At 52.0% G+C, this 24,423-nt stretch carries 17 protein-coding genes and 2 pseudogenes; 12 read left to right on the top strand and 7 right to left on the bottom strand.

Features of this window, described 5'->3' with window-relative positions:
* Together G8770_RS24215 and G8770_RS24685 are read right to left on the bottom strand one after the other, a co-directional pair.
* Positions 1-235: pseudogene (locus G8770_RS24215) on the bottom strand (IS481 family transposase); the annotation flags it as partial.
* Between the two features lie 24 nt (positions 236-259).
* Positions 260-568: pseudogene (locus tag G8770_RS24685) on the bottom strand (helix-turn-helix domain-containing protein); the annotation flags it as partial.
* A 147-nt stretch (positions 569-715) separates the two neighbouring features.
* On the opposite strand from G8770_RS24685, the gene G8770_RS14540 reads away from it, so the two are divergent.
* Both G8770_RS14540 and folE read left to right on the top strand, forming a co-directional pair.
* Entirely contained in the window at positions 716-1,603 is an 888-nt protein-coding gene (locus G8770_RS14540) for an enoyl-CoA hydratase/isomerase family protein (RefSeq protein ID WP_167188190.1), read from the top strand.
* Between the two features lie 124 nt (positions 1,604-1,727).
* The gene (gene folE, locus G8770_RS14545; RefSeq protein ID WP_167188193.1) at positions 1,728-2,291 is read left to right on the top strand and encodes a GTP cyclohydrolase I FolE; all 564 of its coding nucleotides are present in this window, start codon (positions 1,728-1,730) and stop codon (positions 2,289-2,291) included.
* A 45-nt stretch (positions 2,292-2,336) separates the two neighbouring features.
* On the opposite strand, the gene G8770_RS14550 is transcribed toward folE, so the two are convergent.
* A complete protein-coding gene (locus G8770_RS14550) occupies positions 2,337-3,215 on the bottom strand; it encodes a hypothetical protein (protein WP_167188196.1) in 879 nt (292 codons plus the stop codon).
* Positions 3,216-3,473: 258 nt separating this feature from the next.
* Here G8770_RS14550 and G8770_RS24565 point away from each other — a divergent pair, with 258 nt between their 5' ends.
* Positions 3,474-4,493, top strand: coding sequence for a helix-turn-helix domain-containing protein (locus tag G8770_RS24565; RefSeq protein WP_167188199.1), 1,020 nt, complete (start codon positions 3,474-3,476; stop codon positions 4,491-4,493).
* A 123-nt stretch (positions 4,494-4,616) separates the two neighbouring features.
* Here G8770_RS24565 and G8770_RS14560 read toward each other — a convergent pair whose 3' ends face one another.
* Positions 4,617-7,064, bottom strand: a complete 2,448-nt coding sequence (locus G8770_RS14560; protein ID WP_167188202.1) for a TonB-dependent receptor — start codon at positions 7,062-7,064, stop codon at positions 4,617-4,619.
* A gap of 1,188 nt (positions 7,065-8,252) precedes the next feature.
* On the opposite strand from G8770_RS14560, the gene G8770_RS14565 reads away from it, so the two are divergent.
* From G8770_RS14565 to G8770_RS14600, 8 genes are all read left to right on the top strand, one after another.
* On the top strand, positions 8,253-10,394 hold the full coding sequence (locus G8770_RS14565) for a hypothetical protein (RefSeq protein ID WP_208022279.1): 2,142 nt from the start codon (positions 8,253-8,255) through the stop codon (positions 10,392-10,394).
* Positions 10,395-10,636: 242 nt separating this feature from the next.
* Positions 10,637-11,047 (top strand): TA system antitoxin ParD family protein, encoded by a 411-nt coding sequence (locus G8770_RS14570; RefSeq protein WP_167188205.1) that lies wholly within the window; start codon positions 10,637-10,639, stop codon positions 11,045-11,047.
* Positions 11,048-11,103: 56 nt separating this feature from the next.
* Complete coding sequence (locus G8770_RS14575) at positions 11,104-11,664, top strand: ATPase (protein WP_167188208.1); 561 nt, start codon at positions 11,104-11,106, stop codon at positions 11,662-11,664.
* Positions 11,665-11,865: 201 nt separating this feature from the next.
* Positions 11,866-14,295, top strand: coding sequence for a Lon protease family protein (locus tag G8770_RS14580; RefSeq protein ID WP_167188211.1), 2,430 nt, complete (start codon positions 11,866-11,868; stop codon positions 14,293-14,295).
* Positions 14,270-15,034: a hypothetical protein gene (locus G8770_RS14585; protein ID WP_167188214.1), complete on the top strand. Its 765-nt coding sequence runs from the start codon at positions 14,270-14,272 to the stop codon at positions 15,032-15,034. Before G8770_RS14580 ends, G8770_RS14585 begins: the two co-directional genes overlap by 26 nt.
* Before the next feature lie 310 nt (positions 15,035-15,344).
* On the top strand, positions 15,345-15,980 hold the full coding sequence (locus tag G8770_RS14590) for a uridine kinase family protein (protein WP_167188217.1): 636 nt from the start codon (positions 15,345-15,347) through the stop codon (positions 15,978-15,980).
* A complete protein-coding gene (locus tag G8770_RS14595; protein ID WP_167188220.1) occupies positions 15,973-17,037 on the top strand; it encodes a methyltransferase in 1,065 nt (354 codons plus the stop codon). The genes G8770_RS14590 and G8770_RS14595 overlap by 8 nt, the downstream gene beginning before the upstream one ends.
* Before the next feature lie 50 nt (positions 17,038-17,087).
* A complete protein-coding gene (locus tag G8770_RS14600; protein WP_208022280.1) occupies positions 17,088-17,630 on the top strand; it encodes a lipocalin family protein in 543 nt (180 codons plus the stop codon).
* 64 nt (positions 17,631-17,694) lie between these two features.
* Here the strand turns inward: G8770_RS14600 and G8770_RS14605 are convergent, their stop codons facing one another.
* From G8770_RS14605 to G8770_RS14615, 3 genes are all read right to left on the bottom strand, one after another.
* Complete coding sequence (locus G8770_RS14605) at positions 17,695-18,870, bottom strand: alpha-hydroxy acid oxidase (protein WP_167188223.1); 1,176 nt, start codon at positions 18,868-18,870, stop codon at positions 17,695-17,697.
* Between the two features lie 67 nt (positions 18,871-18,937).
* Positions 18,938-20,347 (bottom strand): FGGY-family carbohydrate kinase, encoded by a 1,410-nt coding sequence (locus G8770_RS14610; RefSeq protein WP_167188226.1) that lies wholly within the window; start codon positions 20,345-20,347, stop codon positions 18,938-18,940.
* A 4-nt stretch (positions 20,348-20,351) separates the two neighbouring features.
* Complete coding sequence (locus tag G8770_RS14615) at positions 20,352-22,046, bottom strand: purine-cytosine permease family protein (protein WP_167188229.1); 1,695 nt, start codon at positions 22,044-22,046, stop codon at positions 20,352-20,354.
* Between the two features lie 267 nt (positions 22,047-22,313).
* On the opposite strand from G8770_RS14615, the gene G8770_RS14620 reads away from it, so the two are divergent.
* Positions 22,314-24,416: a bifunctional rhamnulose-1-phosphate aldolase/short-chain dehydrogenase gene (locus G8770_RS14620; RefSeq protein WP_167188232.1), complete on the top strand. Its 2,103-nt coding sequence runs from the start codon at positions 22,314-22,316 to the stop codon at positions 24,414-24,416.
* Positions 24,417-24,423 lie beyond the last annotated feature (7 nt).

The following is a 24,423-nucleotide window of genomic DNA, read 5'->3' on the forward strand; positions in this document are numbered from 1 at the left end:
CGGCAGCGGAGGTCGCCTTCTGATCGGGCAGTACCTCGGCATAACTCCAGCGACTGTAATCATCGACGCAAACGTGCACATATTCCCAGCCGGCGCGCTTAGACTGTTGCGAGCGATTTCCGGTTACCCTATGGCCCGGCTGGTCAAAGCGAGCCACGCGCTTGATGTCCAGGTGGATTAAACCGCCCACTGCATCGTACTCATAGCGTACCACTGGCTCACGCTTATATAACAAATGCCCACAAACCCGACGGCTAATAACCGATACCGTAGAACGAGGCAGATTTAAGGTTTCTGCGACACGCCGCTGTTCCCAGCCCCCTAAAACTAAGGCCTTGACCGCATTCTCTTGCCAGCGCGGAGTCTGCCTGGGTGAGGTCTTGGGGCGGCTATTTCCCATTTTTAAGGCCGCCTCGCCACCCGCTTTGTAACGTCGAAGCCATCTGTAAATCAGCGAAGCCGATACCTGGTGACATTCAGACAATTGGGCGACGGAAATGCCGCGTTCTAGGTGTCCTTTAACAATTACCGCTCGACTATGAGGGCAAGATTTAGCATTCTTGTGCAAGGTTGTTCACTCACTCTTGATGGAACTTGGATTCGACACCCAACAGCTTCCTATACAAGCGGTGTGTGAACAACCTCTCTGAACTCTACAACTAGAACCTAGAACGTTAAATATAAGACCCTTTAAATCGTCTCAGGATGTGTATCGATGCTGAACGCTATTATTATGGATTACACCGAAATTCCCGAGGATGCCAGCTGGTTGCGGCAACAACCTTATCCGGTGATTGCCTATGGCAAGCAGGCCATCACAGCCAATGCGGATGTCATTGTGCCGGACCTGGCGGCGGCACAGAAACTGGAGAAGAACATACAGTCAGCGCCTGTTGCCGCCATGACTTTGGTGCAGGTACTGCGCAGTACCGAATTGCTGCCGCCGGAACTGGGGCTGGATGTGGAGTCTCTGGCCTATTCAACCTTGCAGTCGGGCGAGGAGTTTGCGGCCTGGCTGAAAACGCGCGGTGATGAGATATTGTTGCCGGAACCAGAGGGACCCGCGCTGTTGCTCAGTCGCACAGGCGGCAAAGTCGACGCGGTGATGAACCGTCCGCAATTGCGCAATTCGGTGACGGTTGAAATGCGGGATGCCTGGGTGGAAGCGCTGGAATTGCTCGATGCGGATGACAGCATTACGGAATTTACCCTGCGTGGGCTGGGTCCTTGTTTTAGCACTGGGGGTGAGCTGGCTGAATTTGGCACGGCTCCCGACCCTGCGACGGCTCACTGGGTGCGCTCAGTGCGAAGCCCGGCAAGGTTAATGGCAAAATTGAGTGCCAGGATCACTTGCCATGTTCACGGTGCCTGCATTGGTTCGGGCATCGAGCTGCCCGCCTTTGCGTCACAAGTTGTGGCCCACCATAAAACCTATTTTCAGTTGCCGGAATTAAAGCTGGGCCTCATTCCGGGGGCGGGCGGAACGGTCAGTATTGCCCGGCGCATTGGTCGGCAGAGAACCGCCTTGCTGGTGTTGAGTGGCCGACGTATTAATGCCAGGACGGCTTTGGAGTGGGGGTTGATTGATGCCCTTGAGGACTGATGGCGAGACCGCTGAGTCATTGTGTGGGCTTTACCCGCCGCAGGCTATGGCAAAGTTTTGACTCTATTCAACAGTGGTGTACAATAGATGCTCATTCAGTGAGTGGTATAGGGAGCCTTGGGCAATGTCCACCAAAGATTTAGAAAAAGCCTATCTAAGCATTATTGCCAAAGTTGATGAACCCGATCGCCCCGGCTTGTTGGATACCCCCAAGCGGGCGGCCAAGGCGTTTGAGTTTTTAACCAATGGATACCAGAAGACCCCCGAAGAAGTGGTAAACGGGGCGTTATTCCCTTCCGACAACAGTGAAATGGTGGTGGTTCGCGATGTTGAACTGTATTCCATGTGTGAACATCATTTGCTGCCTTTTATTGGTAAATGCCATGTCGCCTATCTGCCCTCAGGCAAGGTGATTGGCCTGTCCAAGATTGCCAGAATTGTGGATGTTTTTGCGCGTCGGCTGCAAATTCAGGAAAACCTGACCACCCAGATTGCCAATGCCATTCAGGAATTGACTGACGCCGATGGCGTGGCGGTGATCATTGAGGCAAAACACCTTTGCATGATGATGCGAGGCGTTGAGAAGCAGAATTCGATGATGCAAACCTCGGCGATGCTGGGGGCCTTTCGCAACAACATTGCCACGCGCAATGAATTCTTGTCGCTGTTGTCGGTACGGTCCAGTTAATTACGTCTATGCCTGTAAGGACCGATTCGATCCAGGAAAACACGTTTAGTCGTTGGGCTTGTACCAAAACCAGTTGGGTAACAGCTCTGACACCTGACGGTCGCTGATCATGGACGGTCGGCCCGCCCCCGATCGTGTTTGCCGGCCCATAACTTCCGCAGGCAGGGACACGGAAGGGGGTTTTGAGGAGGGGATGTCTGGGAAAAAAATGGGGTTTTTGGCATAGCAGACTCCTCGTGCAGAGCCCCCGTCGGCATCCAGATAACGGTACTGGCATTTAAGGTGAGTAATGGGTTTGCTGGGTCGATAGGCGACCGGGGTGTCCAGGGGCACGGAGGCCAGGTTATGGCGGACCCGTTCAATGTCGGGGATGCGATACTCGGGTAATTTATCCGCCAGCTTTTCCAGCGCGACCAGGGCATCTCCCAGTTTTTTTCGGCGGCTGTTGGCGGTGGTGTTGTAATGCCAGCTCAGGCGGGTAGGTGGGCCGGAGAGCCAGATATTGGCGCGCTCCGCCATTTGCAGGTTGAGCAGAGGTTCTTTGGCTCTTTTCAGGACAGCGCGGTTTAATTGAGCCGCAGCATAAGCATTTGACTGTTTTCTGGCCAGGGCTTCATGCCATTGCTGGAGCGCCTTTTTGGCACGGTTGACGGATTCCAGCAGGGGGAGCACTTCCATCGGTATGGCCAGAAACATAAACCGTGGACGTGGGTCTTTGCCGATATCTTCCAGGCCTCGATAACGCATCTCACCAATATGCTGACTGATTGCTTGTCTGGCCTGATCTCCGGTTAATGCCGTATCGTTGCCCTCCTGGTAAAAAACATCGCCTGTGGTGTGTTCTACGGAGGTCCTGAGCTGGTCGGTAAGAGGCAACAGTTGATTGAGTAATTGAAGACATTCTGCAGAGAGGTGATCGATCATGGCGGCAGCTTTGGATTAACGGGTCTATTTGGAATTTACTATGCCTTTCTGCTTGGAGCAATCAGATTGATAGAATATTTAAAAATACTTGACCCGTTAATCGTCGATCTTTACACAATATTTGTCTGGGAATGAAGTCAAAATGTGCGCACAGGGCTTGTCTTAATCAACACTGTTGTTTATATTTGATAGCAGAGAGATAAAAAGCCAAGAGTTGCTTGGACACATTTAATAAGAACGTATTGTGGGAGTGTAGAAGTGCAAAGCACAGCAGTCACATTAGATACAGAAAATGTAAAGCAGAAGCATGCTATCCAAAGCCAGGATATTGAAACCAGTTTTCTTGGGGAGTGCTCTATTGCCGATGGCACAAGAGGTGATGTCACAGTTGATGCTAAGGCTATCGGCCCTTGTTCAATAATACGCGTCAAATCCAAAAAGCTACTGTCTTTTAATCGATCCTGGCACCATATCCGCAATGATGCAACCGATGTGGTGGTTTTATGGTTCATCAAGAGGGGCAGTTTGCGGATTTATCATGGCGGTAAAGTCAGCACGCCCAGGGCTGGGGAATTTGCCATCACGAAATCCATGACCCCATACTCAATTGAGCGACGGGTGGATAGTCAATCGGTCCATGAAGCATTGAATGTGATGATCCCATCGCATATTTTCAGACAATTTATACCCGCAGATGTGTCAACAGGTTTTACGGCTTCGACCGACAGCAGGGCGTTCTCAATTATCGAAAATATACTTTCCGGCCTTTTTGCGGACAGTGACGGGTTTTCAGAGAAGACAGAGAGTCTGTTGTTGGAAAGCGCCTTGTCGGCGTTGTCTGATACCATTCAGGAACAAAAAGGGTTGTCACCGGAAAAAGAAAGTGTGTCAGAAAAAAGAATCAAGACCGCGTTGCACTTCATCGATTTACACCTGTCTGATCCAAAATTAAGCAATGTGCGTGTCGCAGAAGCGTGTGGGATTTCTCCCCGGTATTTGTCCTTTCTATTAAACAAGCAAGGTTTATCGTTCGCGGATTATGTGAAAGCGAAAAGGCTGGAAGTGGCCAGTAAGTGGCTGGCGACCAGTCACCCCAATGAAATCACGATTGCTGAAATTGCGTTCCGGGTAGGGTTTAAAAGTCCCGCACATTTTAGTCGTATCTTTAAGCAAACCTTTGAAAAAGGGCCGCGTGAATTTCGATCAGAATCGCAGGCAATTAAACTGTATTCATCCAGCAAAGAGTATGCGGCGTCTTCCCCAGCAATGGGTGTGTAAAAAAAATTAAGACTGCTGTCAGGATAAATACATAACAGCAGTTAAGGTATGACATCAGATAAGTACCAAACAAAAAAACCGGTCATCAGCATGACCGGTTTTTTTGAGTGGATGTTTTGTTAGTTAAAAATGGTAACGCACGTTGAGCCCAAACTCGCGGGGCGCAGTCATGCTGATTCGGCGGTATGACGAAACCCCGGTCCCACCGACTGTGGCAAACGTCGAAAAGTCGACAATTGACTGGTAGCCAATGGTGGTGGGGGTGGCTTCTCTGAGCAGTACGCGTTCAGTGTCAGCGATGTTCTTGCCGTACAGCATTACTTCCCATTTGCCTTCCGGATCGCGTAAGCCGGTGTAGAAATTGATGGTGCTGTAGTTGCCGACGTCATCCAGCGGGTTTGATGGATCATTTCTCGAATCGCCGTACATGGTCACCAGGCCGCGAACATAAGCTTCGACATCGCCGATGGCAAAGCTGTATTCCGACTGCAAAGTACCCGTAAACAGCGGTGCGTAATTAGCCCGGTAATTGGTTTGGCAGGCCGCCAGGTTGTCACCGCCGGTGGCGGTCCTGATGTCGGCAATGCTGGGGATGCTACCTCCGGTGTCCGGTGTACCATCGGCGGGGTCATAGTCATTGCAGGGGATAGTGCCATCGTCAATTTTACCCTCTGACCAGCTTAATAGTGCATTGACGTTCCAATGGGACGTGATCTGATAGGTGGTTTCCAGTTCAACGCCTTGCACTTCCACCGGTACGGCCGCAACAAAATTGAATTGGTCCACGTTCTCAGCCATGGTGCGGCCATCGGTGGTCACGTAATAGACCCCATCCCCACCGGCCCGATAGGGGTAGTTATCAAACTCCTGGTAATAAGCGGTGGCATTGACGCGCAGACGGTTGTCCAGCCAGGACGATTTAATGCCAAATTCAATAGAATCGGAGGTCTCCGGCTCCAGCTCTAGAAAACTTCTCTCGCGTGCGGACGGTGCCACATTGAAGTCACCGACGGTATTGATACCAGGCCGCCAGGAACTGCCGTAGCTGACGTAGCCCATGATATCTTCACTGAAATTATGTTTGAGCGATATGGCATAGATCGTATCATCCCAATCGCTGTCCACATCCGATATCGTGTTGCCGCTCACGACAACTGAAGAGGTATTTTCAAATTCGATATAGCGTGCGCCAGCTGAGAGTTCGGTGGCTTCACCCAGCTGGAAAGTCAGGTTACCAAAGATGGACTTTTCGGTAGACTCCCCGTCTGAGACGATGTCCGTATCAGCAATAGTGGCAAAAGTCGCCGGGTTGGCAAAAAATGCAAAGACAGGCGTTTGGTTGATGAGATCAGTAATCGATTCATTCTCTTGGTAGAACGCGCCTACGATGTAGTCCATGGTGCCAAACAGAGACTCGGTGGAAGACAGACGAATTTCGTGACTGCTGCCTTTGGTGTTGGTCTCAATCTCTTGACCCAGTGTGTCCAGATCATCCGGGTAGCTGCTGTCGAAAAAATTACCGGTATCATCGGGCTGTTTGCGGTTGATTTTCTGATCCGTCCAGGAGCCGGCATAATTGAACTGTTGATTGGCGAATTCCCACTGAAATTCAAGCCCCGCCCGTTCCAGCTCCTGACGGGAGAATTCGGCAATGTCCGTTACCGCTTTGCGATCACTGGAGTCCAGTGGCGTAGGACTGGCCGGCAGGGCGGGGTTTTCAAGGTTGGCAGATTCCATCTGCAATAAGGTTGTGCGTTCCGGTACGATTTTCTGGTACATGGCATTGATCGAGATTGAATCTGTGGGCTCGAAACGCAGTGACCCGCGCCAGCCATCACCCTGGTTTTCGGAAGAGTCATTGCTGTTGATGCTTTCCAGGTCGGCACCGTCGTTTTTCTCGTAAAAACCGGCAAAGCGTATGGCCAGCATGTCTTTAATAATAGGGATGTTGACCGCTCCGCGTGCATTTTGACCATCGATGTCAGTAGCGGTTAAATCAATGTAACCACCAAATTCATTCAGGTCAGGCCGCTGAGCCGTGATGGTGATGGAGCCGGAAGGGGAAGCTCGTCCGCGCAACGTTCCCTGTGGGCCTCGCAAAACTTCAATCTGGCCCACATCAAATAGCGCCTGCATGGCCGATAGCGAAACTATCGGTGCATCGTTTAAATAAAACTCCACCGTCGGATTAAAACCACTGGCAAACGTATCAAAACGTACCCCGCGCACGGATGCGTTAGGGGCAATGGAGTCTTCCTGCAGGGTCAATCCCGCGACGACGGAAGAGAGATCTTCAAATTTTCGTATATTTAATTCATCCAGGGCTTCAGCGGTGACCACGTTGACGGTTAATGGGACATCCTGAATGCTCTCATCGCGACGCCGGGCCGTTACCACAATTTCTTCCAGTACCAGCGACTCTTCTTGCGAAGTGGATGACTGGGCGTTGACATCGATAGCACCTAATAACACAGCGGGTGTGATGGCGACCACGCCAACCCAGTTTAAGCGAGCCTTATTTGCCAGAGCGATAGCCTGGCTGATGAAGGTTTTTTGTGTCTTATACTGCATCTGCTAATCCTCATTATAATATTTATTTTTGGTTAGAATGCATGGCTCAATGCCACGGTTGAACGGCTGGTAAGGCCTCCTTAGTATTAAGAAATGTTATTTATCGAGTTCAGTTTAGACAGAATACGGGAACTCAACAAGACATAACCACAGATTTTACTTGCCATTTTTGCTCAACAATGCTGTTTAATTTTATGTGTGCAATAAGTCGGTCCAGATGCCTTTTTTAAGAGCTTGCTCGATACCTTGGGGAATCCTTTAATGTCGTCAGGCCACGGCAATATCCCCTGATTTAATAGGTTAATGGGTATGTAAGTGCATGCTATTCGAAGGCGGTGGTCTTTCTGCTCCTGGCTCAGTGGGCGAGGCCACGTTGAAGGCGGGAGGTGGCAGTCATTGATGACTCTTAAAGTACACCGTGGCTACGCAGACATGGCTAGTCCGGGTCAGGGGCTGGCAGACACTAAGCCGAGTTCTTCCATAATCTGGGGCAACACACCAACTGCGGGAGCTTAACAGACCTCGCCCCATGCCAGCCCCATGATGTTCACGCCAGATTTTTTATGACGTATTGAACCGGTTGCCCCAGAAGAGTAATCCGCTTTTGTGGATTCAGCCCTATGGACTGGATATTTTCAACGGGTGAGGCAGTGCCGGTATCCTTTAACCCGCTCCACCCAGGATTCCGAATGAATGGGTGCGCAGCAAGTGAATTGAGTTCAGTCAACAACGACTTGGAATGCAGGTAAATTGCCTGATTCAATCCGCGTTGTTCGGGCAAGGCCTGTGGGCATTTTGAACGCAGGTGTTGCAGTTCAATTTGTTGGGGAGGACCAAAGTTGCTGTGATGTATCCGGCCTTCCATGACAGAGTTCATGCTCTACCATAAAGTTGCTCAAGTACATGCGAAGGCTAGGCGCAATTTCTCCCAATCCACATAGCTTCTATATACCGCTCGAGCGTCTATGCTAATAAGACGCTCATCGTTTAGGTGTGACTTTCCTGTTGGGGCTTCAGCGGTTCCGATATTTCCTAAGCGAACATAATTCCCATCGTCAGAGGTGAATTAATGTCGATATCAGGCCATCGCCGTAAATGTTTGTTAAAGGGTTTGAAACAACACATTTGTTCAAGCAATGTAGTTGGTTTACATTGCGCACGGAATAATAACAAAATGAGAAAGCCATCATGAAAAATCAATACCGCTACCTTGGGCGGACACAACTGAAGACATGGAGCGTGATGCTAATGTTGCTATTGGGGCTTCAGCAGTCTGTGTTCGCGGCCCCATCGCAAGAGACTGTGAAATCTGATCAGGAGGACCCTTTGTTTCAGCACCCCTACATTGATTTGGATGAGTGGCGGGACTCTCCTGTTCGCCATCGTTATGTACATGGTGGTTTTAAAGGGACGGACACCCGTTTCTCTTTTTACCTGCCCCCGAAAGAGCAATACGAAGGTCGTTTTTTCCATTACATCACGCCGGTACCCGACAGTGAAACCTTGTCACAAGGCGCGACTGGCGAAGAGGATAAAATCGGTTTTTCCATAGACAGCGGGGCGTACTTTGTTGAGACCAACGGTGGCGGCGCGGCGGCCACTGCAGGACCCGGCCGGCAGGCGGATCCTACTATCGGTGCCTACCGGGCCAACGCCGCAGCCGCGCAGTTTTCGCGCGAAGTAGCATTAAAAATGTACGGTGGTAAAAGGCCGTACGGGTATGCTTTTGGGGGCAGTGGTGGCGCCTACCGTACCATCGGTGGTATGGAGAATACCGAGGGTGTTTGGGATGGTGCCGTACCTTTTGTACTCGGTTCACCCATGGCTTTGCCGAATGTGTTTACAGCCCGTGCATACGCGATGCGTGTTCTCGGGGACAAGTTGGCTGACGTCGCCGATGCGGTCGATGCTGGTGGTAGCCAAAACCCTTATGCGACCCTAAATGAAGAACAGAAAGCGGCGCTGGAAGAAACCACCCGAATGGGATTCCCACTGCAAGCCTGGTACGGCTATGACACGCTGGGGCTACATGCCTTTGCCGTCATCTTTCCGGCAGTGGTGGCGATGGACCCGGGCTATTTTACAGATTTCTGGACCAAGCCGGGTTACGAAGGTTATGAGCCTACAGAGTCACTTAAGAGTGCCCGTATTCAGTACCCGACCAGCATCAAAAAGCTCATTATGGCGGACCAGGCACAAGCGATGGGCTTGGAAATTTCCCGTTTTGCAGGGCAGCCCAAGGGCCGTGCCGATGATGCCTGGAAAGCCATGCAAGGCAACACCGAGGGACAGTTGCCGGTGGCCATTCAGTTGACCAGTTTTCCTAAGCAAAATACGTTGGCCGCTGATCTGCTGATTCAATCCGGCGCGGCCAAGGGTGGCAAACTGCCCATGACCCGACGTCAGGGAGACGTAATCATCCTTGGACCGGAAAGTGCTGCTGTTGTGGCCAAGCTGGCGGAAGGCGACAAAGTACAAGTGGATAATTCCAATTTCCTGGCGGTACAAACTTACCACCGTCATCAGGTGCCGGGAACAGAGTATCAGGTTTGGGATCAGTTCCGTGGCGAAGATGGCAAGCCCTTGTACCCCCAGCGTCCTTTTTTACTGGGGCCCATATTTGCTAAAGGCGCGTCCGGTACTGTCCAAACCGGGGCGTTCAACGGCAAAATGATTTTGCTGGAGAACCTGTACGATACTGAAGCTTTTCCCTGGCAGGGTGCCTGGTATTACGATCGGGTAAAAGAGCATCTGGGTGAGCAAACGGATGAGAATTTCCGTCTCTGGTTTACCGATCACACTAATCATGGGGATTTTACTCGTCAAACTCACCCAACACATACCGTCAGTTATCTGGGCGCATTACAGCAAGCCTTACGGGATGTGAGCGCCTGGGTAGAAAAGGGAATCGCACCAGCACCTACCAGCTCTTACAGCATTATCGATGGTCAGGTGGTTTTGCCGGAGACGGCAGTTGATCGTAATGGTATTCAGCCGGTTGTCCATGTAAGGGCCAACGACCAGACCCGGGCAGAGGTGTCCGTGAACGAAGTCGTAACCCTGAGTGGCACGATAGAGGTTTCCCCGACTACTGGTCGCATTGTGACTGCCGAATGGGATTTTGACGGTGCGGGAACCTACCCGTTGAAAATGGATCTGTCCGATGCGAAACACGGCAACAATCAGGTGATTGTGACCACCACCTATCGTTTCGATAAGCAAGGCACCTATTTTCCGGTACTGCGAATAGCGTCTCAGCGTCAGGGGGATGCCGCAACGCCGTTTGCTCGGGTTCAAAATTTAGGCAGGGTGCGAGTGGTGGTGAAGTGAAACCTTGCTGTGGTGGTGAAGTGAAACCTTGCTGGGGGTTATCGTCAACCTGGCAGTCGCAGTCGCCAATTTTGGCGGCTGTCAATGCAAGGCTAATTTTTAAAAAAGTCTATAAATATTAATAGGTTAACGATTTTTTAGACCGCCGGCACTGGGTTGACAGAAGGCTCACAATGGACTTGCGAAAACATTGTAGCAATATGCTACAATGTGATCAGGTTCAACACGATGAGGTCATTCACATGGCTAAAGCCGCTTCTCCCGTCAGACTCGAAAGTACCCTCATGGATGCCGCCAAGGTAGCGGGTAAGGCACTCCATCGCAGCGCTTCAGAACAAGTTGAGTATTGGGCCGATCTTGGCCGAAAAGTCTCAAAAGTCATTGATCCCGAAACCCTGTTGGAAATCAACGCCGGCCTGGTGAAGATTTCTCTGGAAAAAGTTGTGCCGATTGGCCTGGACCCCGATGCGGTGTTTTCCTCATTAGATCAGGCCCGGGCATCCGGAGCCTTGGGGGCTGCCATTGCCAGCAACTCGATCCAGTATCAGGCGTCTGCCACCCATCCGGGATTGTTAGAGCAAGTACACCCGGATGGCCATATCCTGCTAGGACAATTTCAGCAGGGGCGGTTTGTGCCGCAGGATATCGTTTGAAACACTGTGAGGCAGGTGCCCTGAGAGAGTCGCGGTCCTGTGACGTTCGGTGTTAAATGAAACAACTGTGGATGCTCGTCGGCGGTAACGGCGCAGGCAAAAGTACTTTCTACCAACAAGTGCTAAAGCCTCTCGGTATGCCGTTTATCAATGCAGACCTGATCGCCAAAGAGCTGTATCCGGACAATCCGGAAGCGAACAGTTACCAGGCGGCCAAACTGGCAGAGCAACTGCGCTATGCACAGCTGGAAGAGGGTAACAGCTTTTGTTTTGAAACTGTCTTCTCTCACCCATCCAAAATTGATTTCGTGGCTCACGCCAAGGCGCTCGCTTACCAGATCATCCTGGTGGTTATTCATGTCCAAACGGTTAACCTGAACCAGGCACGGGTGGCGCAACGGGTCGTTGAGGGCGGGCACCACGTACCGGACGACAAGGTGGCGTCTCGAATACCCCGAATGCTGGAGAATGTGAAGGCGGCCATCCCTTTGTGTGACCAGGTCCGGGTGCTCGATAACTCGCGTATTGACTCGCCTTTCCAGCCCGTGTTGACCATTAAAATGGGGTTAAGAACCGAACACCTGACCCCCTTGCCGGACTGGGCTCAAGCTCTTTGATCCTGATTTGCAGTCATCGGCTGCGCTTGTGTGTGCAGAAACCTTCTTTGCCAAGAGCCCTTATTACCCGGGACTGAAGCCCCCCCGAAACGCCTCTCCAGAGCGAAAGCCCCGCTGCGTATTGTGTGACTATTGACTATGCTTATACTCGACATCCTATCACGTGGTGTCGTCCTCACTGCTTTGAGGGAAAGCTTTGCCATGATTCATGCTCTCAGCCCCCACCGACTATATCGCCGCTGTGATCCACAGGCCTTGTCGTTTACCTCCACCGCAGAACTGGAGCCTTTAACGACGCCCCTCGGGCAGGCCCGGGCACTGGAGGCAATGGAGTTCGGTGTCGAAATCAACCGAGAGGGCTTTAACCTGTTTGTATTGGGTACCCCCGGCCTCGGCAAGCTGCAGCTGGTGAAACAGATTTTGGCCAAGCAAGGCCAGTCACGTACCCCCCTTCATGATTGGTGTTATGTCTATAATTTTGACGATCCCCAGCGACCGCGTTTACTGCAGTTACCCGTGTCCATGGGACAGACACTCTGCTCAGACATGAAACAGCTGGTGGAAGATCTGCTGACTGCCATTCCGGCCGCTTTTCAGAGTGATGAGTATCAGCGGCGGCGGGAAGAGATTACCGCTAAGTTTCAGCAGCACCTGGAAGAAACGCTGCACGATCTTGGTGAAGAGGCGCGACAAAACAGGATTGCCATGATGCGTACCCCGACGGGTTATACGTTGGCGCCGATGGTTGACGACAAAGTGATCTCCGCTGAGGAATTTGAGCAGCTGCCCAAAGATGAGCAGAAAAAAATCGAGGGCAATATCGAGGCCATTCAAAAGAAACTACAGGCGAATATACGCGCCGCCCCCTTGGCTCGGCGCGATATGAGCCGGGCGGTAAAAAAACTGAATCAGGAAATCACTCAGTTTACCGTGGAACAGTTCATCGCGGGTATGGAGCAGCAGTATCAGGACCAGACCAATGTGATGGAATATCTGTCAGCGGTTAAAAAAGATGCCATCGAAAACGCCGAGGAATTTTTGCCCAACGGTGAACCCGATGAACTGGAAGATGTCGATTCTGCCGAAGGGCGGGCACTGGGCTTCCACCGTTATCGGGTGAATGTGATCGTGGATAATACCGGCAAAGATCGTGCGCCGGTGATTTTCGAGGATAATCCCAGCTACCAGAATCTGGTCGGTCGCATTGAGCACGTCTCTCACATGGGCACGCTGGTCACCGATTTCACCCTCATCAAGGCGGGGGCATTGCACCGTGCTAACGGTGGTTATCTGATTCTCGATGCGAGTAAAACCCTGACTCACATGTACGCCTGGGAGGGGCTCAAGCGCTCACTGCAATCGCATCAGGTGAATATATCTTCACTGGAAGAAGTTCTCAGCCTTGTCAGTTCGCTGTCACTGGAGCCGGAACCCATGCCGGTTGATGTGAAAGTGATTTTGACCGGCGAACCGATGCTGTATTACTTGCTAAAACGCTATGACAACGAGTTCGATCAGTTGTTTAAAGTGGCTGCCGACTTCGCTCACAGAACGGACCGCTCCGATGAAAACAGCCTGTTGTACGCACGGCTGATCGCGGCCTTACAACAGCGAAAGCAACTGCGTCCGCTCAATCGGGACGCGGTCGCGAGGGTCATAGAAGCGGCTTCGCGGCATGCCGATGACAGCAACAAGTTAAGCCTGCATGTAGACTATATTGACGATCTTCTGAATGAAGCCGATTATCGCGCCAGCAAAGCCGATTGCGAACAGATTACTCTGGAGCATATTGAGCAAACTCTGGAGAAACGAAACTTTCGACTTGATCGCATGCGAGAGGCGTACCACGAGCAGATCATACGTGGTATCAGTATGATTGAAACCACGGGCAAGGTGGAGGCTCAGGTCAATGGGCTGACGGTGATGGCTGTGGCGGATCAGGCGTTTGGCAGCCCTTCGCGCATCACGGCGACAGCACGTTTGGGGCATGGGCGCGTGATGGACATTGAGCGTGAAGTGAAGCTTGGGGGGGAGATACATTCCAAGGGCGTGATGATACTCAGTGCGTATATGGCCAACCGGTTCGCTCAGGACAAGCCGCTACCGCTGTCGGCGACGCTGGTGTTTGAGCAGTCTTACGGTGGCGTGGAAGGCGACAGTGCCACTGCCGCCGAGTTGTGCACCTTACTGTCCGCAATTGCCCACATCCCTTTAAAGCAGTCTCTGGCGGTGACCGGTTCCATGAATCAGCACGGCCAAATACAGGCCATTGGCGGTGTTAATGAGAAAATTGAGGGCTTCTATGATATCTGCGAGGCTCGTGGGTTGACCGGTGATCAGGGGGTAATCATTCCCGCCAGTAATCAAGTACACCTGATGCTGCGAAAAGATATTCGTGAGGCGGTGGCCGCCGAACGGTTCCACATCTACACCGCCGATCATGTGGACGACGTGATGAGTGCGCTGGCCGACTTGCCAATGGGTGAAGCTAATGAGCAGGGCGATTACCCGGCCGATAGTGTGAATGGTAAAATTTTGGCACGCATCGACGAGTTGCAATCACTGCATGCACGCTATCGTAAATCCGGTGCTGGGGAGCGTGACAATGACGGAGCAAAAGCTGATGACTGAATCGCTGGATCGCCCCGTCAGTAGCAGGATCATAATCACGGTTAACAGTGACAGCTTATCGGAGGCCACCATTGAATACGCTGTGACGATCGCCGCCCGCTTGAATCGTCCTCTGCTGGGGGTTTTCGTTGAAGATACCGATTTACTGAACAGCGCCGCTCTGCCTTTTACGCGGGAAATTTGCCTGTTTACCGGGCAGTGTCGCGAGCTCGATACCAGCAGTGTGTTGCTGGCGTTTCAGCAAAACCTGATCAGGTTCCGACAGCGCCTGTCAACCATGGCCGAACGTTTGTCGGTCCCCTGGAGTGTGAGTTCAATGCGCGGCCGTCGCAGGGATTTTCATTTCGAAAGTCTGTCAGCATCTGATTACTGTATTTATGACAGTGGCAAACGCTTCCGTTGGCCTGCGCGTTCGGCTGCGGCGATGAAGCGCTGGTTGATCATTGATAGCGGCGACGACACTTTTTACCAAGCCCTTAAAAATCTGTTACTGCCCCTGGAAGGACAAACACTGCATATGATACTGGTGGATAACGGGGAGTCACAGCTCCGTCCCGATCTCAAAAGCCTGTGTCCAGTCGGCTCCCAGATTTCCCATATACCCTATGCCCAGTTGACCAGCACCCTGCAGCATGCGGGAGACTCATTGGATTTTGTGGTTGTATCACGAGGGCACTGGCGTTCGGAATTGGTGCCCTTGTTGTCCCAACTGAAGTGCCCTTTGATTGTTTTGGGGTAACTCTTTCCCCGATGCACTGGATGAAGTGTTATCAGTTGGTCTTTGTCGGGAATGTCGCTCTTGAACCGTCTGACATTCGACACATAATGACCTGATACCTGACGGTGTATCTAGAGGGTTAAAACGACTCAATGAAGTTTTCATTGTGCAGGTGTAATGACCAGCGGCTTCTGATATTCTGGTGTCGATAGGTTAGAGCCGCTGAGTTCAAGGACATCTATCTAATCGTATCGGGATGGTGGCCAGATATCCGGTTAACCAAGGTACACATTGACCTCAATCCATAACAGAATCCAAAGCTCCCATTAACATGAATGTTCAACGTCCCATCATCGCCATCTGCGGTGTGCCTGGCTCAGGTAAAAGTACCGTTACTCGATCACTCAGTCTCAAGTTACAGGCTGTGGTTGTAGATATGGATGACTACCAAACCTTTACCGAACAGAATGTGCACGAGTTGGCTCTGCAATCGGATCATGAACGATTTTATGATCAGTTTTCGGTACCTGAGTTGGGCGATACGCTGGCCGCATTAAAACGCGGTGAGACAGTAGCTTTGCCGGGACGATCTGAGCCCTGTAAAGCTGACGGTCCGATCCTGTTTGAAACGCATTTTGGTCGTGCCCACCGCGAAACCGGTCGTCACATTGATGTTATGGTGTGGCTGGATTGTTCGCTGGATTTGGCTTTGGCCCGAAAGCTTCACGATTTCTTTAATGACTTCTTAAAAGGTGACCCGGCACATCATCGTCAACAGTTGCAATGGGTCAATGGTTATTTGCAGAATTACCAGAATGATGTCAAAAGTTTATTGGAAGTCCAGCAACATAGGGTTGCCCGGGATGCTGATATAAGATTGAACAGTGATCGACCGTTAGAGGAATTGGTCGGAAGTCTCACCGACATGCTCCAAACTCAATATCTCCGTCAACCATCCCATGCCTGATACTCACGCTATTTCCGATTCCACCGTTACTCTGGGGGCAGAGGCCGACTATGAGTGTGTCGACCTATTTTTACGTGATTTTATACTGGTACAGGCTATTAAAGGCGGAATGGAGACCGGTTTACTGCAAAAGTTGAATCGAACCCCGGCAACCTGTTCTTCATTATTATCGGATAGCGGGTTTGATGCGAAGGGGCTGGAATTCCTGCTGTTGACCCTCAGTCATTACAACGTGGTGGTAAAAAACCGAGCTGAGCAATATGAACTCAGTCCCGAATTTTCAAAAGCGTTTTACTTTAAGGAATACCTGCAAGCAAAAATTGAATTTTCCAATTTCCTCGCACCAGATCTCATGCAAAACACCACAGATTTTCTGCACAGTGAAGCGCAGTTTATGCAGAGCTCACGTCTGTTTGAATTGTTTGATTATCACCGGGCCCTGAAAGTCACGCCGGAAAATGTGCAATTCACCCGACGCTGGGTACGACTTACCACAGCACTGACCCGGCATGAAGCCGGGGTATGTCTGGCGCATCACGATTTTTCCGAATGCTTGAGAATCATGGATATTGGTGGTAACAGCGGTGAATTCGCCAGGCAGATAGCAGAGCAATACCCGCAGTTATTCGCAACGGTCGTGGATTTGCCGGTCGTATGTGACATTGGCCGTGAACACACGGCCAAAACCGCCGTGGCGCAACGGCTCGAATTTTATTCGGCGAATGCTTTGCAGGACCCTCTACCAGGTCAGCAATGCCTGATCAGCTTTAAATCTGTCTTGCACGACTGGCCGACTGAGGCCTGTGAGCGATTTTTGCAACAAGCGTATAAATCGTTGAAGAACACCGGTGAGCTATTGATTTTCGAACGTAGTGCAATCGATCTGACGCAAACGCCAGTGACATTTGGCTTGTTACCAACCGCTCTTTTTTATCGCTCCTACCGCACACCGGAGGAATACATTCCCATGTTGCAGCAATGCGGCTTTCGCCAGATTACGATCAAGCGCCTCCCATTGGAGACGGGGTTTCATATGATCACCGCTCGCAAGTCATGAACGATTAACCCTGAAAATGCCATGAACCCTCTTGACCGGAGTTAGACGTAATGCGCCCAGAGCCTTTAATAAAAGCCGTGATCCCGACTCTCTTAGCTTTACTTTTGACCGGGTGCCTTGGCATGCCAAAAACGGTTGTACCTGTAGAAAACTTCGAGTTAGATCGCTACTTGGGTAAATGGTACGAAATAGCGAGATTGGATCATTCTTTTGAGCGTGGTCTGGAAAAGGTCACCGCCGAGTATTCGCTGCGCGATGATGGCGGCGTTGCCGTGATCAATCGAGGGTATTCAGTTAAGGATAAGGAGTGGCAACAGGCTGAAGGTAGGGCTTACTTTGTCGACGATACCAACCTGGGGTATTTAAAAGTTTCTTTCTTTGGCCCCTTTTATGGCTCATACGTGGTGTTTGAGCTTGACCGGGAAAACTACCAATATGCGTTTGTCTCTGGTCCCAATACCTCGTATTTGTGGCTGCTGGCCAGAGCCCCACAGCCCGACCCGGGTACCATACAAAAATTTAGACGTTTAGCAGGCAAACATGGGTTTGATATCGAAAAACTGATTTATGTGAATCATGATATCAGTCAATGATCCGCCGACTAAACATGGCCAGACAGGAACTGCACTGTTTGGCCATGATTGGCAAGCGAGAGCTTTAGCGGTGGGTCGCGAGGCGCTTGAGATCAAAAATATGCGACTCGTTGATCTCCGAGATGTTCTTCACGCCAAGCAGTGCCATGGAACGTTCCAGCTCGGTTTTTAAGATGGTCAGGCTGCGCTCGACACCCGCTTGTCCTCCGGCGGCCAAACCAAACAGATAACCGCGGCCAATGGAGCAGGCATCCGCGCCTTGAGCCAGGGCTTTAAGAATATGATTACCGCGACGAATCCCCCCGTCGACGATCAATTCCAGCTGGTCGCCAATGGCGTCGCGCATAGGGGCGACACAGTCCACCGGCGCCGGTGAGCTTTCCAGCTGGCGGCCGCCGTGATTGGAAATCATAATGGCGGTAGCGCCGATCTCCAGGGCACGCTTTGCGTCCTGCGGCGATTGAATGCCTTTAATCACCAGCGGGCCATCCCACTGTTCTGCCAGCCAGGCGGCATCTTCCCAGGTGACACTGCGGTCAAACTGGCTGTTGATGTAATCGATCAAGCCCATAGACCCACCGCCCAGAGCATCCACGCGGTGTGCGACATTGGCCAGTTTAAAATCCGGATCCAGCATCATGTTGAACCACCACTCCACACTGCTGGCGTAGCTGAAAAAGTTACTGACGGTGGTGATTTTGGGCGGCATGGTCATACCATTGACTAGATCGCGTTCGCGATTGCCGGCCACCATGGTGTCGACGGTCAAACACAATGCATGGTACTTGCTGTCTTTACAGCGCTGTACAAATTCTTTGGTGAGTTCCCGGTCTTTGAGAATGTAGATCTGAAACATGCGCGACCCCTCAGAGGTGTTCGCGATATCTTCCAGGCTGGTGGTTGCCAGTGTCGAGAGGCTGTACAGGGTGCCGAACTTGTGTGCAGCGCGACAGGCGGCGGGCTCTTTTTCATGGTTAAAAAGCCGTGACATACCCGTGGGCGATAAAAAAAACGGCAGGTCCATATCGCAACCCAACACGCGATTGCTCAGGTCAATGGAGGACACATCTTTCAGGTATTGCGGCATCAGTTGATAGTCATCGAATGCGGCGGTATTACGTTTCAGTGTCCATTCGTCATCGGAGCCGCCATCAATGTAGTGGAACATGGGGGCGGGTAATTTATATTTAGCCAAACGACGAATGTCGTAGAGGTTATTGCATTTACTGAGTTTCGACATGGAGAAATAAGCTTTTAGTTTGTTAAGAGTATGAGGGGAGGTCGAGACCATCGCGTATTGAGTAAAATTAACCGATCATCGAGCGCCATTGCGCTTTGTAGGCCGGCAATCCTGGAATGGAGATGGCTTTGATGTGGGTCAGCGCGATGTTGGCGTTATCGGTGTCAGGCATCGTCAGCATATACGTGCCAGCGACAGTACCGGCGCTGTCGGTGGAGGTATACACAACCTGTTCGGGGCGCAAGCTCGCTAACAGGGCGCACAGGTGTGGATTTTTCACGTATGAACCTTCCAGCACGATACTGCCCTGTGCTTGCACCAGTTCCAGTTGCACATCGATCATCAGGGCGAGGTACAGGCTCGCCAACGCCGAAGCCGGTGAATGCGGTGGTTGAATACCCTGAATACGGCCCTGGGCCTCGGGAAACGGACCGGTTCCGGCCACCCAGGACGGTGTGCAATAGCAGCCACTGGCCACCAGCGTCTGGACGTTTTCCAGGGTATAAGGCTGTGCGATATCACCCTCCAGAGCGTCGCACAGGTTTTCCATTTCACGCCCCGCCATAAAGCGCGAGCAAATGACGGGCGCACCGGTAGCGTCCACGTTAATCAACATATCCCTCGCGTCCTCGAGCGTGGGAAGCGCGGTCTCATTGACCGTTCGATGCTGGTTTTTCATGGCAATGCACCAGGTCCCGGTGGACAACACGGTAAACGGCTGACTTTTTAACAGGGTTTTGTAACGGTAATAGCTGGCGTTGCTGTCATGGATACCCACGAACACCTGACAGAGTTCCGACAGGCCGGTCTGGGCCTGAATATCCGGATGTATTTGACCGATAACGTCGTAGGCATTTTTGAGCGGCGGGAATAAATCTTGCCACGCCAACGTCTCAACCAAACTGGAAAAACATTTTTGTCGGGGGTTCCAGAGATCGGTATGGCAACCCAGTGACGTCACTTCCGAGCAGCGTTGTTGTGTAAAGCGCCAGGCCCAATACTGAGGGTAGGTGAGAATGTCGGTGGCTTTGGCAAAAGCCTCGGGGTAACGCTGCTGTTGCCAGAACAGCTGTTTACCCAGGTTCAGGCCTGCAGGGAGGAGAGGTGAACCGGTTTCGTCAAAGGCGGGACGTACCTTGTCATACGCTGGTGCGCTGCCATCCAGGCCGTCAAATTCATAGTCGAGTACGGGCAGCACCAGACCGTTGCCCTCGCTGTGGCGATCGATCAGGGCCGCCGTGGCGCCGTGGGTGGTGATCGCCAGTGCGGTAATTTGGAGACCCCGATGTTCGGTGGTCCACTCTCGCAGGGTGGTGACTAACCAATCCCAGATGGCATCCACGTCGAAATGTGGGTAAAGGCCTGAAGTGGTCACCTGATTGGATTTCACCCTGGATTGCAGGGTGTTTTCCAAATCGTTTTTCAGGTAGAGCTTGATATGGGTTTTACCGATATCAAGTATGACGGTGTGTTTCATGGTGTCAGCTTTTCTTTGTCTTCAGGTAAGTATCACTTAGATTTGTCTGCTCGCCGGGATTACTCTCGCGCTGGATCACCCACAGAGTGGCGCTGATGAAATAGATTACCGTGGGGATCAGTAACCAGTTCTTAAATTGTTCCAGATCACCTTCACGAAAAACGTAGATCATGATCCCAACACAAGCCAGCAACGAGACAACCGCGGCCGAGCTGGCCATGGAAATCGATGACGTTGACTTTGCTGCTGCACGCTCAAGAGCGGCAGAGGCGAGAAAACGAGCCTCTGCTTCCCGGCGTTGAACTTCTGCCGATTCCAGTTGTTCGGAAGCCGCGCCATAGTCTCTACCGGCACCAAAAGCGATGGCCAGTGAAATGTACAGACCGGTGGCGATGAACCAGCTGGGGATCAGTAAGAAGTACAAATGAACACCGGCGTACTGATTCAGCAACCAGGCGCACGCCAGGCTGCCGACCCAGGCGAGCAGTGCGGGTACATTCAGGCTTTGCTGTTGGTAGAACGACCAATAACGGGTGAGGTTGAGGGGTTTAAACAGCCAGTGTTCAGTGACAATAATGGCACCGACTGGTGCTAAGATCAGACCCATCAAGCCGACAAAGTCCATCAGCCGGGAGAAGACAAACGGGAAGCAGGCAATGATGGTGGTAATGATACCGGCCAACGCTGTGACGGTAACGCGACTCCATTTCGGGTTCAGCGATTGAAAGGCCAGGCCGGCACGATAAATCGTCGGGTTGGAAGTGGTCCAGCCGGCAATGATGACGGCGATAATGCCGCTTATGCCCAGAGCCTGATAGGCCACGGCTCCGGCATCCAGTTGGGTAATGGAGGTTTGCATCATCAATGCAGCCCCCGCCCCCATGATGCCGGCACACACCCAGGCCAGATAATGACCAATGAACATGCCCAGGCCTGAAAAGAAACCGTAACTGGTTTTGCGAGCAAAGCGCAGCACAGTCATATCCGAAAGTCCGCCGTGCATGGCCAGGTTGCAGATCCAGGCAAATGCGGCAACGTGCCAGAAACCAATCTCACTGTCCGACTCGATCCAGATGAAATTATTGGCAATGTCCATGAACGAGGTGGCGCCTGAGCTGGCCCCGGCCTGTTGCAGTTGCGGGTACATCGCCAGCGCGCCGGCCACAAACATCAGAATCATCCAGGGCGCGCAGACTTCGGCAAACTGGGCCACCCGTTTAAAGCCCTTGGTGGCAATGGTGACCACGACAGCACCGACGACTAACGCCACGATGACAAACCCAACAGACGTCGGATACCAGTGCACCTGCGCCGGAATATTAAAGAGGATACGAACCGCCGACGCTGATACGGTGATCATGGCACCGGCTAGAATACAGAACAGAACACCGTTGGCGAGACTGTAGAGTTTGACGAGGTTGCCGCCACAGATTCGATTCAAATAGGCATAAAGCGTGAGGCGGGTATTGGTGGCAATGGGTGCACAAATAAGCCCCCAGGACAGCACCGCGAGCAGGTTGCCCAGCAACAGTCCCCACAAAATATCACTGGTGCCAACACCCCAGGCCACGAACATGGCACCAATGACAAACTCGGTGCCGGCCACGTGCTCACCGGCGTAGCTGGCGGCAAAGTGTCTGGCGGGTTGCAGGCGGGAAGGCGCGACAGGCGCCATTTCAAATTCATTGGTATCAGACATACCATCTCCTCCAAGCAGGCTGCAATACTTCGGGAAACCAGCGATGAAGCGCCTGTCGCCACCTGTCTACAGCTTAATTAGGTTTTTATTTATTCCGTAAAGATTATCGCTATGTGATTGGAAATGCAAAATATATATTGATCATGAGCGATATTTTCTGTTTATAATGATCAAAACCGATCATAATAAGTCATAAAGTGGCGTTATTATCTTTGTTTATGTGACGGACCTGAAGTCTGTCATTTCATCTTAGTGAGAGAGACTACCATGACCTCAAAGCTGGAAAACCTCTGGTGTGATTCCACCGCCAAAGGGCTGACAGAGCCCGAGCTGCTACAATATCGATCCAATTTATTAGGCTCAGACTTACGCATCACCAACTATGGCGGTGGCAACACGTCTGCCAAGTTAACCATGCCGGATCCCCTGACCGGGGCTGATGTGCCGGTGTTGTGGGTGAAAGGTTCCGGCGGTGACCTCGGTTCCATTGATTTGTCCGGTTTCTCGACACTCTATCAAGACAAACTGGATCAATTGAAATCTTTGTATCGTGGCCTGGAACACGAAGACGAGATGGTGGCCTACCTGCCTCACTGCACCTTTAACCTCAACAGTCGCGCCGCCAGCATTGATACCCCACTGCACGCGTACATCCCGCAACAGCATGTGGATCACATGCACCCGGATGCCGTGATTGCGATTGCCTGCACCAAAGACAGTCGCGCCCTGACGGAAGAAATTTTTGCCGGTGATCTGGGCTGGTTGCCGTGGCAGCGCCCCGGTTACGATCTGGGCCTGAAACTCGAAAATCTGTGTAAAGAACGCCCGGACATTAAAGGCATTATTCTCGAAGGCCACGGTCTGTTTACCTGGGGCAGCACTTCCAAAGAGTGTTACCTCAATACCATTGACGTCATCCAAACCGCCGCCGACTGGCTGGCTGCGAAAAATACCTCCGTGCCTTTTGGTGGCCCGGCGTTTGAACAGCCCCTGAGCGCTGCCGAGCAAACAGCCGTTGCCGCCAAATTGATGCCGTTGATCCGCGGTAAAATTACCCAGGACCAACCCAAGCTCGGTCATTTTAATCAGTCGCCCGAAGTGCTGGAGTTCGTTAATTCCAAAGACCTGAAGCCACTCGCTGCGCTGGGTACCTCCTGCCCCGATCACTTTCTGCGCACCAAGATTTGTCCTTTAGTTGTGGACTTTGATCCCGCCGTTGCCGATGTCAATGCCGAACTGGAGCGCTGTGTCGCCGGACTGGATGACCAGCTCTCTGCCTATCGTGCCGCGTATGGCGAATATTACGACCGTTGCAAGCGAGACAACAGCCCGGCCATGCGCGACGCCAATGCCATTGTGTATCTGGTGCCTGGGGTGGGGATGATGACCTTTGCCAAAGATAAGGCGACGGCGCGCATTGCCGGTGAATTCTATGTCAACGCCATCAATGTGATGCGCGAAGCGAACGGCGTCAGTGAGTACATCGGTCTCGATGAGCAGGAAGCCTTCGACATTGAATATTGGTTACTGGAAGAAGCCAAACTGCAGCGCATGCCAAAACCAAAGTCTTTGGCGGGTAAAGTTGCCTTTATTACCGGTGGTGCTGGTGGTATAGGTAAGGCCACCGCCCGACGCTTGCTGGGCGAGGGAGCCTGCGTGATGCTGGCTGATATTGATGCTGAGTCCCTGGGCGGCGCCAGCGAAGAATTGTCGACAGCGTTCGGCAAGGACGCGGTGCGTACGGTGATGTGTGACGTGACCGACGAGCAGAGTGTCATGGATTCCATGAGTGCCTCGGCGGTGGCGTTCGGTGGTATCGACATTGTGGTCTCGAATGCCGGTATTGCCAGTTCTGCACCACTGGATGAAACCTCGCTGGAACTGTGGAACAAGAACATGAGCATTCTGTCGACGGGTTATTTCCTGGTCAGCCGCGAAGCCTTTAAAGTCCTGAAAGCTCAAAATACCGGTGGCTCCTTGGTCTTTATCGCCAGTAAAAACGGGCTGGTGGCCTCGCCCAATGCTTCCGCTTATTGCACCGCCAAAGCGGCTGAAATTCAACTGGCGCGCGCTGTGGCTCTGGAAGGCGCACCACTGGGTATTCGCTGCAACGTGGTCAACCCGGATGCAGTGTTGCGCGGTTCGAAAATCTGGAGCGGAAAATGGCGCGAAGAGCGCGCTGCTGCCTACAATATGGATCAACAGGAGCTGGAAGAGCACTACCGCAATCGCAGCATGTTGAAGCGCAACGTCTTTCCGGAAGATATTGCCGAAGGGGTCTATTTCTTTGCCTCGGAAGAAACGTCCGCAAAATCTACCGGTAATATTCTTAATGTCGATGCTGGCCATGCGCCGTCGTTCACACGTTAAAGGTTAA

The sequence above is a fragment of the Pseudomaricurvus hydrocarbonicus genome, from assembly GCF_011602365.1.
Classification (GTDB): Bacteria; Pseudomonadota; Gammaproteobacteria; order Pseudomonadales; family Cellvibrionaceae; genus Pseudomaricurvus; species Pseudomaricurvus hydrocarbonicus.